Source organism: Nonomuraea sp. NPDC026600, from assembly GCF_040638335.1.
In the GTDB taxonomy this organism is placed as follows: domain Bacteria; phylum Actinomycetota; class Actinomycetes; order Streptosporangiales; family Streptosporangiaceae; genus Nonomuraea.
In genome coordinates this window covers 1-15,361 of sequence record NZ_JBEZYD010000004.1, presented here as the reverse complement: position 1 = coordinate 15,361, position 15,361 = coordinate 1, and the positions used below count along the sequence as shown (strand labels likewise).

Sequence of the window (15,361 nt, the reverse complement as noted above, 5' to 3'; positions counted from 1 at the left end):
CACCTGTGATTGCCCGCTCCCGGGAGACCCTTCCGGTTAGATTTCCGGCGGGTTGTTCTCGCGGTGCATCAGCTGGTGGTCGGAGGTGCGGCCCCGCCTCGGGGCCAGCACGATGCTCAGGACCACGCCCACCCCGCCGACGATCATGAAGATGACGCCGATCGTGTCCATGTGCACGCTCTGGCCGAACACGTCCGGCTCGATGGCGAATCGCAGGATGGCGCCGAGCGTGAGGAAGAAGATGCTGACCCCGACACCCATGACGACCTCCAGAACGGCAAAGAGCACGTACGCCCTCGGTCATACCCGGGTATGCGTGATCACACGCTCAGGCGAGACAGGAGAGTGGCTTTCCGCCATTAAACGTGATCATGTCGCTGATGGCGGCGACAAGGTCGATCTGGCCGCCCCGCGGCAGTCCGTCCAGCTCGGCGTAGGCGCGGTGCAGGTTGCCGACGATGCGCTCGGCGTCGAGCAGCTCACCCCACTCGCCCAGGTCGGTCTCACGGGCCGCCTCCAGCGGGGCCAGTCCCGCCGCCCGGCCGCGCTCGGCGGTCGCCAGCACGAACTCCAGGTAGCCCCGCACCCGGTCGAAGACCTCGGGCCCGCACACGTCGCCGTGCCCCGGCACGACCGTCTCCGCGCCCAGCTCCTTGAGTTGGTCCAGCGCCTCGATCCCGCCCGTCACCGAGCCCATCAGCACGAACGGCGTGCCGCCGTTGAAGGCCAGGTCGCCCGAGAACAGCAGCCGCCGCTCCGGGATCCAGACATAGGAGTCGTTGGTGGTGTGCGCGGCGAAACCGACATGCCGCACCTCGCACCGCAGCTCGTCGGAGTAGACCGTGACCCGGTCGCTGTAGGTGAGGAACGGCGCCACCGCCTCCAGATGGCCCCACTCCACGTCCGGTGACCAGGCGAACGTCCGATACTCCGGGATGCCCTCGGCCATGATCAGCTCGCGGGTCCGCTCGTGGGCGACGATGGTGGCCTCGGGGAAGAGGTAGTTGCCGAACGTGTGGTCGCCGTGGTGATGGGTGTTGATCAGCGTGGTGATCGGGCGGGCGGTGACCTCGGCGATGGCCCGCCGGTACGTCCGCGTGCGCCGCTCGGTCGAGCAGGCGTCGATGGCGATCACCCCGCGCCGCCCGGCCAGGAAGCCCGTGTTGTTGATCCACCAGCTCCCGTCAGGCTGGATGTAGGCGTAGACGCCTGACGAGACCTCTTCCACCCGGGGCGGCGGCAGGGGCTGGTGGTCGTGGTGAGAGGCGCTCATGTCGCGAACGTACCGCGTCCGGGCCGTACGGACTGTGCGATTTACAGCAGAACGCCCGCTCCACAGCGGAGCGGGCGTTCAGCGGGAGGCGGATCCAGAGGTGGATCCAGAGGTGGAGCTAGAAGGCGTCCTCCGGGAGGTCCATCAGGTCCTGGCCGGTGGCGGTGAGCACCCGGCGCTCGGTGGCCAGGCGGGGCAGCACGGTGTTCGCGAAGAACGAGGCGGCGGCGACCTTGCCCTGGTAGAAGGGGTCCTCGCCGTCGGCGAGCCGGGCCAGCGCGATCTCGGCCTGGCGCAGCAGCAGCCAGCCGATCACCAGGTCGCCCAGGGCCAGGAGCAGCCTGGTCGAGTTGAGCCCGACCTTGTAGACCTCTCGCGGCGTCTCGAGCGCGCCCAGCGCCCAGCCGGCCATCGTGTCGCCCATGGCCTTGATGTCGGCGGTGGCCTCGGCGAGCAGCTTGCGCTCCTCCTTGAGGCGGCCGTTCCCGGCGTCGGAGGAGGCGAAGGCGTTGATCTCGGCCAGCAGCGAGCCGATGGCGGCGCCCTGGTTACGCAGGATCTTGCGGAAGAACAGGTCCAGGCCCTGGATCGCGGTGGTGCCCTCGTACAGGGAGTCGATCTTGGCGTCCCGGATGTACTGCTCGATCGGGTAGTCCTGCAGATAGCCGGAGCCGCCCAGCGTCTGCAGGGACCGGGCGAGCAGCTCGTACGAGCGCTCCGAGCCGACGCCCTTGATCAGGGGCAGCAGCAGGTCGTTCATGTCGCGCGCGTGCCGGTCGTCGGGGTCGATCTGGATGGCGTCCTGGAACGTGGCCGTGTAGAGCACCAGCGCGCGCATGCCCTCGACGTACGACTTCTGCAGCATCAGCTCGCGGCGTACGTCCGGGTGGTGGGTGATCGGCACCCGGGGAGCGGACTTGTCGGCCATCCTGGTCAGATCGGCGCCCTGGGCGCGGCTCTTGGCGTACTCCAGGGCGTTCAGGTAACCGGTGGAGAGCGTGGCGATGGCCTTGGTGCCGACCATCATGCGGGCGTGCTCGATCACCATGAACATCTGCCTGATGCCCTCGTGCACCTCGCCGACCAGCCAGCCGACGGCCGGGTGCTTGTCGCCGAAGGTGAGCTCGCAGGTCGTGGAGACCTTCAGGCCCATCTTCTTCTCGACGTTGGTGACGTAGGCGCCGTTGCGCTCGCCCAGCTCACCCGTCTCCAGGTCCACGTGGAACTTGGGCACCAGGAACATCGACAGGCCCTTGGTGCCGGGTCCGTGTCCCTCGGGGCGGGCCAGCACCAGGTGGAAGATGTTCTCCGCCATGTCGTGCTCGGCGCTGGTGATGAAGCGCTTGACGCCCTCGATGTGCCAGGTCCCGTCGGGCTGCCGGATCGCCTTGGCGCGGCCCGCGCCGACGTCGGAGCCCGCGTCGGGCTCGGTCAGCACCATGGTGGCGCCCCAGTCGCGCTCGATGGCCAGCTCGGCGAAGCGCTTCTGCGCGTCGGTGCCGACCTCCCACAGCGTGTAGGCGAAGTTGGGGCCGGCGCCGTACATGTAGAGGCCGGGGTTCGCGCCGAGGAGCATCTCGGCCGTGGCCCAGGCCAGGCTCCGCGGGATGCCGGGGCCGCCCAGCTCGCGCGGCAGGTCGAGGTGGGACCAGCCGCCGTCGACCAGCGCCCGGAACGACTTCTTGACGCCCTCCGGCATGGTCACCGAGCTCGTGGCGGCGTCGAAGACCGGCGGGTGCCGGTCGCCCTCCTCGAACGACTCTGCCAGCACACCGGTGGCCAGTCTGTTGACCTCGTTCAGAATGCCGCGGGCGACGTCCTCGTCGATATCCGCATACGGCCCGGTGCCGAGGATCTCGCGTCGCCGGAGCACCTCGAAGAGGTTGAACTCCAGGTCACGGACGTTGCTCTTGTAGTGGCCCATGGTGTCGATCTCCTTGAACCGGGGGCGTTATGTACTGGCGAGTAACCTTACTCGAAATGCTACCCGCGAGTAACCATGAATATGCGTGGCATGCTCATCTCCATGGACGCCGAAGAACTCGCCGCCCGGTGGCGAGAGCGACTGGATTCCTGGGCCATCCCCGCCGAGATCATGGCCAAGGCACCGGTCGACCCGTGGGGTCATTCCCCGGCGCGCTTCGCCACGCGCACTGACAGAGCGCTCGCGGAGCCCGACGACGGCCCCACCGCGACGCACCTCATCGAGGCGCTGGGCGAACGCGCCACGCTGCTCGACGTCGGCGCGGGCGCCGGCGCCGCCTCGCTGCCCCTGCACGACCGCATCTCCACGCTGTACGCGGTCGACCCATCCGCCGGGATGCTCGACGAGCTCAGTCTCAGGGCGGACAAGCTCGGCGTCCCGCTCACCGCGGTCCAAGGCCGCTGGCCCGACGTGGCCGAACAGCTGCCGGTCGCCGACGTGGTGATCGCCGCGCACGTCATCTACAACGTGCCGGACCTGGCCGACTTCCTCCGCGCGCTGAACGCCCACGCCAGGCGCCGCGTCGTCCTCGAACTCCCGCACCGCCATCCCATGAGCTGGATGGAGCCGCTGTGGCAGCACTTCCACAACGTGAGCCGCCCGTTCAGGCCCGTCGCCGAGGACTGCGTCGCGCTGGCGGCCGCGCTCGGCTACCGCGTACGGGTGGAGGAGCGCGAGGCGCCGCTGGACCGCTACACCTCCCTGGAGGAGCTGGCCGACAGCGTCTGCCAGCGCGTCTGCCTCGACCCGTCGCGCTCGGCGGAGGTCGGCGCGACGGCCCTCGAACTCGGCATGTGGCCGCTCCCACGCGAACGCTGGGTCACGATCTGGTGGGACTAGCTTGCCAGAATGATGTTCTATCGGTGAGGCTGTCCGGATGAGGGCGGTCGTCTGCACCGAGTACGGCAAACCGGTCGAGCTCGTCGAGCGGCCCGATCCTGTCGCGGGTCCCGGCCAAGTAGTGGTCGAGGTCGAGGCGGCCGGGGTCAACTACGTTGACGGGCTGATGGTCGGCGGCACCTACCAGATCAGGCCGCCGCTGCCGTTCACGCCGGGGTACGAGGTGGCCGGGCGGCTGGCCGACGGTACCAGGGTCCTCGCCATCACCGGGATCGGCGGCTACGCGACGCACGTGGTCGTTCCGGAGGCGCAGGCCGTACCCCTGCCGGAGGGCTTCGACCCGCGGACGGCGGCCGCGTTCGCGCAGAGCTACTGCACGGCCATGTACGCGCTCAAGGAGCGCGCCCGGCTGCGGCACGGCGAGCGGGTGCTGGTGCTCGGCGCGGGCGGTGGAGTGGGACTGGCCGCGATTCAGGTGGCCGGGGCGATGGGGGCCGCCGTTCTGGCGGCCGCGTCGACGCCGGAGAAGCGCGAGCGCGCGGCACAGGCCGGGGCGGACGAGGTCATCGGCTACGAGGGCCTGAAGGCCGCCGCCAGACGCTGGGGCGTGGACGTGGTGGTGGACCCCGTAGGGGGCCAACTGTCCGAGGAGGCGCTGCGCTCGCTGCGCGAAGGCGGGCGGCTCCTGGTCGTCGGCTTCGCCGGGGGCGGCATTCCGCGGCTGCCCGCCAACCAGGTGCTGCTGCGTAACAGGGCGGTGGTGGGGGTGGATTGGGGCGCGTGGTCGCTGAGCCACGCGGCCGCCAACCGGCTGATGCTCCAGGAGCTTCTCACGATGCCCGGGATCGACCCGGCAGCACCGGAGGCAAGGCCCCTGGAGGAGGCCGGGCGGGCGATGGACGACCTGATCAACCGCCGGGTCACTGGGAAGATCGTGCTCGTCCCTGCATCGTGAGCGTCAGGACGCCGGCGATCAGATAGACCAGGGCGCCGTGCCAGAGCGACTCGAAGGCCGAACCGAACACACCCTCCCCGTCCAGCACCAGCTGCACCGGGTAGTCCAGGACCGCCGTGATGGCGGCGGGCAGCAGCGCGAACCGCCACGGATGCTTCAGCGCCCACAGGCGCGCCTGGCGGGTCACCCGGTCGCCCTCGTGCGGCTTGGACACCGCGCCGATGGCGGCGACCAGCGCGAACACGCTGATCCCCAGGCCGAGCGCCCACACCAGGTCGGCGGAGCCGGGCAGGAGCACGCCCAGCCCGAAACTGCCCGCGGCCGTCGCGCCACCGCCGATGGCGGCGGCCTTCCAGGGGGCGCCACGCAGCGCGGCGCCGGACAGCGAGACCTCATCGCGTCGACTGATTTCGTTCATGTCCTCAGAGTGCCTTTTGAGACCCCCCGATGGCATCGGGGACCTACCCTGATTTCGACCCTGGTAGTTAAGCCAGGGCTGCCCTTCACGCTGGCGGCCTGACCGCTGAGAGCCACTGGCGCGGGCGGGAGGTGCCCACCAGTGGCTCTCGTGCTGTCCGGAGTACCTCCGAGGGCTTCGGAGACGCACTCCCGGCTACACACGCCTGCGGCTGCTGGGCAGAGTGCGGAGCAAGGTCGGCTCGTGATCCCTCGCCCATGAGATGTCGTAGACGTGGATGTCGCCGTACTGGCCATCGCCGATGTGCGTGTCCAGCCAGTCGAACGCCTCATTGACATCGACGCTCAGTGCCTGCTCGACGGGGGAGACCTTACCGACCTTGTACACCCGAGCCAGGTAGGCCAGCGAGTGCATGAACTCGGGAACAGTGAGGGTCTCGCCCTCGATTTTGATCTCGATCTGGAATGGCGGTCGCATTCCTCCAGCGTAGGGGCTCGTACATACTCGTTCAAGCTCGTTTATGCTCGTAGTCAAATGATGATGCTCTGACCTGTATGTCTACGGTAAAACTGTGATGGAACTACGGGCTGACCAGCCGAAATGGAGGCAGGTCGCGAAGATCCTGCGATCGCGGATCGAGTCGGGCGAGTACAAGCGTGGTGTTCCGCTGCCGTCCGAGACCGCCATAATGCAGGAGTTCGACATTGCCCGTGGGACGGCTCGCAAGGTGATCGCCTGGTTGAGGGACGAGGGCTTGATCTACACGGTTCCGCAGATCGGCTCGTTCGTCGGCCCACCGCCTGAGGACGCCTGACTTGGCCGTGGAGGTTCCTGTCGAGATGCTGCGCGACCTGTGATCTCAGCGAACCTGGGCGAGCTGTTCGCCTCCTCCACACGCGACGTATTCCGACAGGAAGTCCGCCAGTCCTACAAGGTCGCAGGCGAGGAGGCGCGGCTTGCCGCGTGGAGAGCAGGGGTGGGGTGGCCTGCTGGCGTAACCCCCTGGCAGGAGCGGCTCAAGACGCTGATCCCCAGGGACGTTCGGATGCGACGCGTTCACGTGGTCGACTTGCCGCTGAGCGAGTATGTCCGTTGGGAGATGGAGAGCTACGCCAGGAACGCCAAGTTCGGTGAGGAGATACGCATCTTGCCGAGGCAGCAGGCGCCCCTCACTCTGCCCGACATCGACTTCTGGCTGTTCGACGAGCGCGCCGTCGCGTTGATGCACTACGACGACGAGGGCGAGCTGACCGCACGGGAGCTGTACCAGGGCGATGCGCAGGCATATGTCCTCGCTCGTGACCTTGCCTGGCAGGCGGCCCAACCGCTGGCATAAGCGGCAAGCGGCTCGCAGCGGTGGCCGACAGCGGGGGAGCACCCTGAGCCGCCCCTGACGTACTCCGGCATGATTCGGGCATGGACGAAATCTGGACCATCCGCCCTGCCCGTGCCGATGATGTGCCCGCCGTCGTGGCGATGCTGGCCGACGACCCGCTCGGCGCCCAGCGCGAGGGAGATCCGGCCGATGAGCGGTACCTGGCGGCTTTCGCGCGGATCGACGCCAACCCCTACGACGAGCTGATCGTCGCCGAGCGCGAGGGCAAGATCCTGGGGACGATGCAGCTCACCTACCTGGCCGGGCTGTCGCGGCTCGGCGCCGAGCGCTGCCAGATCGAGGCCGTCAGGGTCGACGCCTCAACCCGGGGTCAGGGTCTGGGGCGCGAGATGATGCGGTGGGCGATCGACCGGGCGCGGGCCCGGGGCTGCGCGATCGTCCAGCTCACCTCGGACAAGTCGCGCGTCGACGCGCACCGGTTCTACGACTCGCTCGGCTTCAAGGCCTCGCACGAGGGCTACAAACTGTCGCTGAGCTGATAAGGGCTGACCTCGACAAGGTTGTCGTGGTAGGAGGGACCCCGGCCCATGTCGGCGTCGCGTTCCGCCACGACCGTGTTGGGGTTCGCGCCGCCGGGGTTGTGCTTGGGCCAGCTCCCCTTGGGCGAGGCCACCACGCCACGCGCCACCCGGTCGCTCACCTCGACGTCGGCCAGGAACTCGCCGCCCGCGTTGTGCACCCGCACCCGCTGCCCGCTCACCAGCCCGCGCGCCTCGGCGTCGGCCGGGTTGACCAGCACCACGGGGTCCTTGGCCCGGCGCCTGAGCTCGGGGTTGTTGCCGAAGATCGTGTTGAGGAAGGTGTGCGCCGCCGGTGTCACCAGGGTCAGCGGGTACGGCGAGGTGCCGGCCGTACGCACGGAATGGGATGGAACGTACGCCTTGCCGTGCGGCGGGAAGCGGAGCCGCCCCGAGGCGGTGGGGAAGCCGTCGGCGAACGGGGTGAACGGCCGGGGGTAGTTCATCCGCACCCAGCCCTCCTTGCGCAGCCGGTCCAGCGTGACGCCCTCCAGCGACGGGTGGCCGCTGCTCAGCAGTTGCTCGGCCAGCTCCAGGTCGGAGTCGTACAGCGACGGCTCCGTCATGCCCATGTGCGCGGCCAGGCGGCGGAACGTCTCGGCGGTGGACAGGCACTCGCCGGGCGGCGCCACGGCGGGCTCGTTCCAGAGGAGGTAGAGATGGCCGTATCCCGCGTGCAGGTCCATGTGCTCGGTCTGCATGGTCGCGGGGAGCACGATGTCGGCGTAGTCGACCGTGTCGGTGGGGAAGTGTTCCATGACCACGGTGAACAGGTCCTCGCGGGCCAGTTGCCGCCTGATCCTGTTGGTGTCGGAGGTCGAGCCGACCGGGTTGGCGGCGTAGACCCAGAGGCACTTCACCGAGTCCAGCTCGGAGGCCAGCCGGGTCATGGTCAGCGTACGGACGGGCTTGGCCAGCAGGTCGTCGCGGGTGTCGATGCCGAGGTGCACGTGGCCGCTGGTGGAGTAGGCCACGCCGCCGCCCGGGTGGCGCCAGTCGCCGGTCACGCCGGGGATCGCGCCGATCGTCCGCAGCGCGGTGCCGCCGCCCGCGTGCCGCTGGACGCCCATCGTGGCCCGGATCGCGGTCGGCCGGGTGTGCGCGACCCGCATCCCGAGCTCGCGGATGTCGGCGGCGGGGATGCCGGTGATCTCCGCGGCCCGCTCGACGGGGTACTCCAGGATCTCCGCGCGGAAGGACTCCCAGCCCTGGGTGTGCTCGGCGAGGAACTCCTCGTCCTGGGTGCCCTCGGCGAGCACCACGTTCAGCAGCGCCAGCGCGAGCACGGCGTCGGTGCCCGGCCTGACCGCCAGGTGCTGGTCCGCCTGGTCGGCGGTCCTGGTGCGGATCGGGTCGATGGCCACCACGTGGGCACCGGCGGCGCGGGCGTCCTGGATGAACTTCCACAGGTGATGCCCGCTGGTCAGCGTGTTCGTGCCCCACAGCAGGATCAGTTTGGACAGCGCGAGGTCCTCGGGGTCCATGCCGGCGGGCGTGCCGTTGGTCAGGGTCAGCCCGGCGCCGCCGGCCGTGGCGCAGATGTTCAGCCAGTGCTTGGACGCGCCGAGCATGTTCCAGAACCGGCGCCCGGCGACGCCCTCGGCGCCCTGGAGGTAACCGAGCGAGCCCGTGCCCACGTACGGCCAGATCGCCTCGCCGCCGTGTTCGTCGACTATGCTCCGCAGCCTGGTCCCGATCTCGTCGAAAGCCTCGTCCCAGGTGATGCGCTCGAACTGCCCCGACCCCTTGGGCCCGGTACGGCGGAGCGGGTACAGGATGCGGTCGTTCGCCTGGGTGTGCTCCAGATACCGGTTGACCTTCACGCAGAGCGCGCCTCTGGTGTAGGGCTGCTCCGGGTTGCCGCGCATCTTCACGGCCTCGCCGTCCTCGACGGTGACGATCCAAGAGCAGGTATCCGGGCAGTCCAGAGGACATGCCCCCAAAACCCTCAATTCACCCGACATGCCACACAGCTTACGTGGCGCTCCGCCAGGCGATATGGGACGCCACGGCACGCGCCGACTCGCGGTAGAAATCAAAGGTGAAGGATTGGCAGGACCCAAAGATCGTACGGTCGGTCGGGAAGGTGCAGAATCTCTGTCGGTGGCCGAGATCAGGGAACGTGATGACGCGGAGGACCTCGCGGAGGGGGATCCAGCCGTGGACGAAGCGCGCGCTCACCCGGACGTCTACGTAGTCGAGCCGCTGCTGCCCCAGCGCCTGCGCCGGCCCTCGGACCTGCTGCGCTTCCTCTCCACGCTGGTCGTGCTCGCCGCGGTCGTCCTCGTCGCCCTGGTCGCGAAGCAGACGCTGAACGGACTCGAAGCGGACGTCAAAGAGGGCGCCACCCTCGTCCCCGATCTGCTCAGCCGCGTCGCGACGTTCCTCGGCGGCGCGGCCGTGCTCATCGTGCCGGTCGCCTTCGCCGTCGAGCGCGTCTTCCACCGCGACGGCCTGCGCGTCGCCGAGGGCCTGATCGCCGCGATCATCGGCATGGTCGGCTCGTTCCTGCTCGGCCAGTGGCTGATCGGAGGCAGCGTCGAGGACCTGCGCATGCTGCTGACCGGCGGGCGTTCCATCGAGCCGCTCAACACGCTGCTCACCTCTGTGGTGGCCTACGCCACCGCCGTGCGCATCTCGCGCCGCCCCACCTGGCGCATGCTCATGTGGACGGTGATCGCGCTCGACATCTTCGCGCTCTTCTCCGGCCGACAGATCACGCTGCCGGGCGCGATCGTGCCCGTCCTGGTCGGCATGGCCGTGGGCTACGGCACCCTGTACGGCGTGGGCAGCCCCAACACCCGGCCGCCCGGCAACGCGGTCATCGCCGCGCTCCGCAAGCTCTCCTTCTCCCCGGTCTCGGCCCGCCGCATCGAGGACGACCACCAGGGCAGCCGCCGCTACGCCATCGGGCTCAAGGACGCGAGCCGCCTCGACGTCACCGTGCTCGACCGCGACCGGCAGGTCGCTGGCCTGCCGTACCGGCTCTGGCGGCGGATCCGGCTCAACTCCGAAACCAGGCGCAGGGCGATCAGGTCGCTCCGTGCCGAGCTGGAGCGCGAGGCGCTCATGGCCTACGCCGCGCAGGCGGCGGGCGCGAGCACGCCGCGCCTGCTCGGCACCAGCGAGATCGGCACCGAGGCCGCGCTGCTCGCCTACGAGCACCTCGAGACGCGCCCGCTCGACGACGTGCCCGACGCCGACATCGACGGCGCCCTGCTCGCGCAGATCTGGGAACAGGTCGCGCTGCTGCAGATCCAGCGGCTCGCCCACCGGCGGCTGACCGGCGACAGTATCCACCTCGACCAGGCCGGCCGGGTCGTGCTCACCGACGCCCGCAGCGGCGAGATCGCCGCCGGCGACCTGCTGCTCCGGCTCGACGTCGCGCAGCTGCTCACCTACCTGGCGCTACGCGTCGGCGCCGAGCGATCCGTCAGGGCCGCCGCCGCCGTCATGGGTCCCGACGCGCTGGCCGCCGCGATGCCGCTGCTGCAGCGCATCGCGCTCACCCGCGAGACCCGATCGGCGCTGTCGAAGGACAAGGGCGCGCTCGCCGCGCTCCGCGAGCACATCGTCGCGCTCAAGCCGCAGGGCAAGGTCGAGGAGATCCGGCTGGAGCGGTTCCGGCCGCGCACCCTGGTCACGATCATCGCCAGCACCCTGGCCGCCTACTTCCTGCTGTCGCAGCTCAGCCGGGTCAACCTGGTGCAGGTGGTCACCACCGCCAACTGGGCCTGGTCGGGGCTGGGGCTGGTCGCCTCGTTCGTCAGCTTCGTGGCCGCCGCGCTGATGCTCAGGGGCTTCGTACCCGAGCATCTGCCGCTCTGGCGCACGGTGCTCGTCCAGTTCGCGGCCTCGTTCGTCAAGCTGGTCACGCCCGCCGCCGTCGGCGGCGTCGCGATCAACACGCGTTACCTGCAGAAGCGCGGCATCTCGCCGGCGCTCGCGGTGGCCAGTGTGGGCGCCTCGCAGCTCGGCATGATGGTCTTCCACATCGCGCTGCTGCTGCTGTTCGCCTACATCACCGGGTCCAACACCGCCACCGCGTTCAGCCCGTCACGCGGGCTGGTCGTGGTGATGCTGGCGGTGGCGGTGCTGGTCGTGGTGCTGTTCGGGGTGCCGCCGCTGCGCCGGTTCATCACCGGGCGGATGCACACGCTGTTCGCCAACGTGCTGCCCAGGCTGCTCGACGTGCTGCAGTCGCCGCGCAAGATGATCGAGGCCTGCGCGGGTACGCTGATGATCACGATCGCGTTCGTCGTCTGCCTCGACGCCTGCGTCGAGGCCTTCGGCGGCGAGATCGGCTTCACCACCGTCGCCGTCGTCTACCTCACGGCCAACGCGATCGGCTCGGCCGCGCCCACACCTGGTGGCCTGGGCGCGGTCGAATACGCGCTCACGCTGGGCCTGACCGTGGCCGGGCTGCCCGCCGAGCTGGCCACGTCGGCCGTGCTGCTGCACCGGCTGCTCACGTTCTGGCTGCCGGTGCTGCCGGGCTGGGCCGCCTTCACCTACCTCCAGCGGCACGAGGCCCTGTGACCTTGTCGATGGCGTCGAGCTCGTCCTGAGTGAACGCCGGGCCGTCGACGCAGGCCACGTTGTCCTCCAGTTGCCGCACGCTGCTCGCGCCGATCAGCACGCTGGTCACCCGCGGATCCCTGATCGCCCACGACAGCGCCATCTGCGCCAGCGACTGGCCGCGGCTCCCGGCGATCTCGTTGAGGTCGCGCGCCAGATCACGGTCGATCCGGTCGGCGCTCAGGAACCTGCTGGTCGCCGCCCGCGAGTCGGCGGGCACGCCGTCGAGGTAACGGTCGGTCAGCAGCCCCTGGGCGAGCGGTGAGTACACGATGCACCCCATGCCCGCCTCCTCCAGCACGTCGAGCAGCCCGTCCTCGATCCAGCGGTTGATCATCGAGTAGGACGGCTGGTGGATGAGCAGCGGCGTGCCCAGCTCCGCCATGATCCGCGCGGCCTGCGCGGTCTGCTCGGCGGAGTAGTTGGAGATCCCCGCGTACAGCGCCTTGCCCGAGCGCACCGCCCGGTCCAGCGCGCCCATGGTCTCCTCCAGCGGCGTCTCGGGATCGGGCCGGTGGCTGTAGAAGATGTCGACGTAGTCGAGCCCCATCCGCCCCAGCGACTGGTCGAGGCTGGCGAGCACGTATTTGCGCGAACCCCACTCGCCGTACGGCCCAGGCCACATGTCGTACCCGGCCTTGGTGGAGATGACCAGCTCGTCCCGGTGGCCGGCGAAGTCCTCGCGGAAGATCCCGCCGAAGTTCCGCTCCGCCGAGCCGTACGGCACGCCGTAGTTGTTGGCCAGGTCGAAGTGCGTGACGCCCAGGTCGAACGCCCGCCGCAGGATCGCCCGCGAGTTGTCGATCGGCCGGTTGTCGCCGAAGTTGTGCCACAGGCCGAGCGAGACGGCCGGCAACTTCAGGCCGCTCCTCCCGCTGCGGTTGTACGGCTGGCGCTCGTAACGGTTGTCGTCCGGCTGGTAGGTCATGCGGTGCCCCTCTCAATGATCCAGGAGAGCGCGAAGGCCTCTTCGCGCCAGGCGTCGTAGCGCCCGCTCCGGCCGCCGTGCCCCGCTCCCATTTCCGTCTTCAGCAGGAACGGCCCGCCGCCGGCCGTCGCCCGGAGCCTGGCGATCCACTTCGCGGGCTCGTGGTACATGACCCGGGTGTCGTTCAGGCTGGTGATCGCGAGAATCGGTGGGTACGGGCGGCCGTCGACGTTCTCGTACGGCGTGTAGCTCTTCATATACGCGTAGACATCAGGGTTGTGCAGGGGATCGCCCCACTCGTCCCATTCGATCACAGTCAGCGGCAGCGACGGGTCGAGGATCGTGTTGAGCGCGTCGACGAACGGCACCTCGGCCACCACACCCGCGAACTCCTCCGGCGCCAGGTTCGCCACCGCGCCCATCAGCAGGCCGCCGGCCGAGCCGCCCCTGGCGATGACCCGCTCGCTCCAGCCCGACGCCTTCAGGTGCCTGGCCGCCGCGACGAAGTCGGTGAAGGTGTTCTTCTTCCTGGTGAGCTTGCCCTCCTCGTACCAGCGGCGGCCCATCTCGCCGCCGCCCCTGATGTGCGCCACAGCGAAGATGAAACCGCGGTCGAGCAGGGACAGCCTGGGGACCGAGAAGCCGGGGTCGATGGAGGTCTCGTAGCTGCCGTAGCCGTACAGGACGGTGGGGGCGGGCTTCGCGGTGCCCTTGCGCTTGACGAGGGAGATCGGGACCCGGGTGCCGTCCTCGGCGGTGGCCCACTCGCGGAACTGCTCGTAGTCGGCCGGGTCGTAGCCGCCCAGGACCGGGCGCTGCTTGAGCAGGATGAGCTCGTGGGTGGCCAGGTCGTAGTCGTAGACGCTGGCCGGGGTGATCATGCTGGTGTAGGCGAGCCTGAGCCGGCCGGTGCTGAACTCCGGGTTGCCCGCGGGGCCGACCTCGTAGAGCGGCTCGGGGAACTCGATCTCGTATTCGGCGGCCTCGGACGGCAGGACGCGGATGCCGGTCAGCCCGTCGCGGCGGAAGTGGAGGACGGCGTGGCCGGCGAACGCGTCGATCTCCAGGAGCCTGGTGTCGGCGCTGTGGGCGATCAGCGGCGTCCAGGTGTCGGGGGTGTCGAGCGGGGCGGTGGCCAGCTCGAAGTTCTCGGCGTTCTCGTTGTGGAGCACGTAGAAGAAGTCACCGGCGTGCTCGATGCCGTACTCGACACCTGTCTTCCTGGGGCGGACGACCTGGAACTCGCCCGTCGGGTCCTTCGCGTCGAGGATGCGGACCTCGCTGGTGATCTTGCTGCCCGCGCCGAGCACGAGGTACTTCTCGCTCCGGGTGAGCCCGATGCCGACCCAGTAGCGCTCGTCGGTCTCCTCGTAGACCAGGACGTCGTCGCGCGTGCCGAGTGTGTGCCGGTAGACCTGGAACGGGCGCCAGGCGTCGTCGACGCGCGTGTAGAAGAAAGCCGACCCGTCGGCCGACCAGGCGCCGCCGTAGAAGACGTTCTCGATCTCGTCGTCGAGCAGCTCGCCGGTCTCGAGGTTCTTGAACCTCAGCGTGAAGCGCTCGTCGCCCTTGTAGTCGGTGGAGTAGGCCAGCAGTGTCCCGTCGGGCGTCATGGCGCTGGTGCCGACGGAGAAGAACGGGCTGTCGCCCGCCAGCTCGTTGCCGTCGAGGAGGACCTGCTCCTTGTCGAGCCGCTCGCCCGGGGTGACCGCCGGCGGGGTCTCGCCGTCCGCGGGCACGCGGCAGGAGACGGCGTACTGCTTGCCCTCCTCGGTGCGGCTGAAGTACCACCAGGCGCCCTTACGGCTCGGCACCGACAGGTCGGTCTCCTGGGTGCGCCCCTTGATCTCCTGGAAGACCTGCTCCTGGAGGTCGCCGAGATGAGCGGTCTGGTCTTGAAGGAACGCGTTCTCCGCCTCCAGGTAGGCGATCGTGTCGGGATCGTCCTTATTGGTAAGCCAGGCGTACTCGTCGATCACGGTGTCGCCGTGATGGGTGCGCTCAGTCGGAGATTTCTTCGCCACAGGCGGTGTGTTGCTGCTCACGTGGGGAGTCTATGTTCCTGGCCGTGATCGTTCTGTGGCCGTTGATCGGAGTGAAGGCGTCTCGAGTGGTCGGGGGCGCTGCTAATCTTTAGAAGCCGCCAGGGTGTGGCGCAACCAACCTCTTCCACTTCGGTGGTTTTGATGTGCGTTGCGCTGTGCTGGGCGGCAGTCGCTTCGATTCGCTACCCGGTCTACGGGATGGTAAATTGAAGAGGCGGTCGACATTCTAAGCAAGTCCGGTCAGTTTGACAGAAAAACGGACTGGTGAAAGAATAGAGACACAACGAAGACGAAAACAAAAACGAAATGAGCGCCTCTCGCAGGTTGGGGAGTACGCGTCCGTTTCTTGAGAACTCAACAGTGTGTTAAAAGCCAGTGCATGATGCACAACCCCGTCATGTCCATGCTTTCGGGTGTGGATGACGG

General features: G+C 68.9%; 14 protein-coding genes. 6 read left to right on the top strand and 8 right to left on the bottom strand.

Translation table 11 applies throughout. From position 1 onward, the window contains the following. Window positions 1-36: 36 nt before the first annotated feature. From AB0F17_RS10230 to AB0F17_RS10220, 3 genes are all read right to left on the bottom strand, one after another. Complete coding sequence (locus AB0F17_RS10230; RefSeq protein ID WP_358019362.1) at window positions 37-261, bottom strand: hypothetical protein; 225 nt, start codon at window positions 259-261, stop codon at window positions 37-39. A 67-nt stretch (window positions 262-328) separates the two neighbouring features. Beyond that, window positions 329-1,273 carry an MBL fold metallo-hydrolase gene (locus tag AB0F17_RS10225; protein ID WP_358019359.1) on the bottom strand — a complete coding sequence of 315 codons (945 nt, stop codon included), beginning with the start codon at window positions 1,271-1,273 and terminating at the stop codon, window positions 329-331. A 118-nt stretch (window positions 1,274-1,391) separates the two neighbouring features. After that, window positions 1,392-3,197, bottom strand: a complete 1,806-nt coding sequence (locus AB0F17_RS10220) for an acyl-CoA dehydrogenase (protein WP_358019356.1) — start codon at window positions 3,195-3,197, stop codon at window positions 1,392-1,394. A gap of 90 nt (window positions 3,198-3,287) precedes the next feature. Here AB0F17_RS10220 and AB0F17_RS10215 point away from each other — a divergent pair, with 90 nt between their 5' ends. Next, window positions 3,288-4,097, top strand: coding sequence for a class I SAM-dependent methyltransferase (locus tag AB0F17_RS10215; RefSeq protein ID WP_358019353.1), 810 nt, complete (start codon window positions 3,288-3,290; stop codon window positions 4,095-4,097). Between the two features lie 37 nt (window positions 4,098-4,134). Beyond that, a complete protein-coding gene (locus AB0F17_RS10210) occupies window positions 4,135-5,052 on the top strand; it encodes a zinc-binding dehydrogenase (RefSeq protein WP_358019350.1) in 918 nt (305 codons plus the stop codon). Here the strand turns inward: AB0F17_RS10210 and AB0F17_RS10205 are convergent. Next, window positions 5,018-5,470 (bottom strand): hypothetical protein, encoded by a 453-nt coding sequence (locus AB0F17_RS10205; protein WP_358019347.1) that lies wholly within the window; start codon window positions 5,468-5,470, stop codon window positions 5,018-5,020. The genes AB0F17_RS10210 and AB0F17_RS10205 overlap by 35 nt on opposite strands. A gap of 195 nt (window positions 5,471-5,665) precedes the next feature. Further along, window positions 5,666-5,947, bottom strand: coding sequence for a hypothetical protein (locus tag AB0F17_RS10200; protein ID WP_358019344.1), 282 nt, complete (start codon window positions 5,945-5,947; stop codon window positions 5,666-5,668). A gap of 97 nt (window positions 5,948-6,044) precedes the next feature. Here AB0F17_RS10200 and AB0F17_RS10195 point away from each other — a divergent pair, with 97 nt between their 5' ends. From AB0F17_RS10195 to AB0F17_RS10185, 3 genes are all read left to right on the top strand, one after another. Next, entirely contained in the window at window positions 6,045-6,284 is a 240-nt protein-coding gene (locus AB0F17_RS10195) for a winged helix-turn-helix domain-containing protein (protein ID WP_358020841.1), read from the top strand. Window positions 6,285-6,323: 39 nt separating this feature from the next. Then, window positions 6,324-6,806 carry a DUF6879 family protein gene (locus tag AB0F17_RS10190; RefSeq protein WP_358019341.1) on the top strand — a complete coding sequence of 161 codons (483 nt, stop codon included), beginning with the start codon at window positions 6,324-6,326 and terminating at the stop codon, window positions 6,804-6,806. An 80-nt stretch (window positions 6,807-6,886) separates the two neighbouring features. Then, a complete protein-coding gene (locus AB0F17_RS10185; RefSeq protein WP_358019339.1) occupies window positions 6,887-7,345 on the top strand; it encodes a GNAT family N-acetyltransferase in 459 nt (152 codons plus the stop codon). Here the strand turns inward: AB0F17_RS10185 and AB0F17_RS10180 are convergent. Then, entirely contained in the window at window positions 7,324-9,348 is a 2,025-nt protein-coding gene (locus AB0F17_RS10180; RefSeq protein ID WP_358019336.1) for a molybdopterin oxidoreductase family protein, read from the bottom strand. The genes AB0F17_RS10185 and AB0F17_RS10180 overlap by 22 nt on opposite strands. Window positions 9,349-9,487: 139 nt before the next feature. On the opposite strand from AB0F17_RS10180, the gene AB0F17_RS10175 reads away from it, so the two are divergent. Continuing rightward, complete coding sequence (locus AB0F17_RS10175; RefSeq protein WP_358019333.1) at window positions 9,488-11,923, top strand: lysylphosphatidylglycerol synthase transmembrane domain-containing protein; 2,436 nt, start codon at window positions 9,488-9,490, stop codon at window positions 11,921-11,923. Here the strand turns inward: AB0F17_RS10175 and mgrA are convergent. Both mgrA and AB0F17_RS10165 read right to left on the bottom strand, forming a co-directional pair. Next, window positions 11,892-12,890 (bottom strand): L-glyceraldehyde 3-phosphate reductase, encoded by a 999-nt coding sequence (mgrA, locus tag AB0F17_RS10170; RefSeq protein WP_358019331.1) that lies wholly within the window; start codon window positions 12,888-12,890, stop codon window positions 11,892-11,894. The genes AB0F17_RS10175 and mgrA overlap by 32 nt on opposite strands. Beyond that, on the bottom strand, window positions 12,887-14,935 hold the full coding sequence (locus tag AB0F17_RS10165) for a S9 family peptidase (protein WP_358019328.1): 2,049 nt from the start codon (window positions 14,933-14,935) through the stop codon (window positions 12,887-12,889). Before AB0F17_RS10165 ends, mgrA begins: the two co-directional genes overlap by 4 nt. Window positions 14,936-15,361 lie beyond the last annotated feature (426 nt).

Excerpts from the sequence above, each read along its gene's own strand:
- AB0F17_RS10230 (WP_358019362.1), bottom strand. The coding sequence starts at position 261 with ATGGGTGTCGGGGTCAGCATCTTCTTCCTCACGCTCGGCGCCATCCTG.
- AB0F17_RS10225 (WP_358019359.1), bottom strand. The coding sequence starts at position 1,273 with ATGAGCGCCTCTCACCACGACCACCAGCCCCTGCCGCCGCCCCGGGTG.
- AB0F17_RS10220 (WP_358019356.1), bottom strand. The coding sequence starts at position 3,197 with ATGGGCCACTACAAGAGCAACGTCCGTGACCTGGAGTTCAACCTCTTC.
- AB0F17_RS10215 (WP_358019353.1), top strand. The coding sequence starts at position 3,288 with ATGCTCATCTCCATGGACGCCGAAGAACTCGCCGCCCGGTGGCGAGAG.
- AB0F17_RS10210 (WP_358019350.1), top strand. The coding sequence starts at position 4,135 with ATGAGGGCGGTCGTCTGCACCGAGTACGGCAAACCGGTCGAGCTCGTC.
- AB0F17_RS10205 (WP_358019347.1), bottom strand. The coding sequence starts at position 5,470 with ATGAACGAAATCAGTCGACGCGATGAGGTCTCGCTGTCCGGCGCCGCG.
- AB0F17_RS10200 (WP_358019344.1), bottom strand. The coding sequence starts at position 5,947 with ATGCGACCGCCATTCCAGATCGAGATCAAAATCGAGGGCGAGACCCTC.
- AB0F17_RS10195 (WP_358020841.1), top strand. The coding sequence starts at position 6,045 with ATGGAACTACGGGCTGACCAGCCGAAATGGAGGCAGGTCGCGAAGATC.
- AB0F17_RS10185 (WP_358019339.1), top strand. The coding sequence starts at position 6,887 with ATGGACGAAATCTGGACCATCCGCCCTGCCCGTGCCGATGATGTGCCC.
- AB0F17_RS10180 (WP_358019336.1), bottom strand. The coding sequence starts at position 9,348 with ATGTCGGGTGAATTGAGGGTTTTGGGGGCATGTCCTCTGGACTGCCCG.
- mgrA (WP_358019331.1), bottom strand. The coding sequence starts at position 12,890 with ATGACCTACCAGCCGGACGACAACCGTTACGAGCGCCAGCCGTACAAC.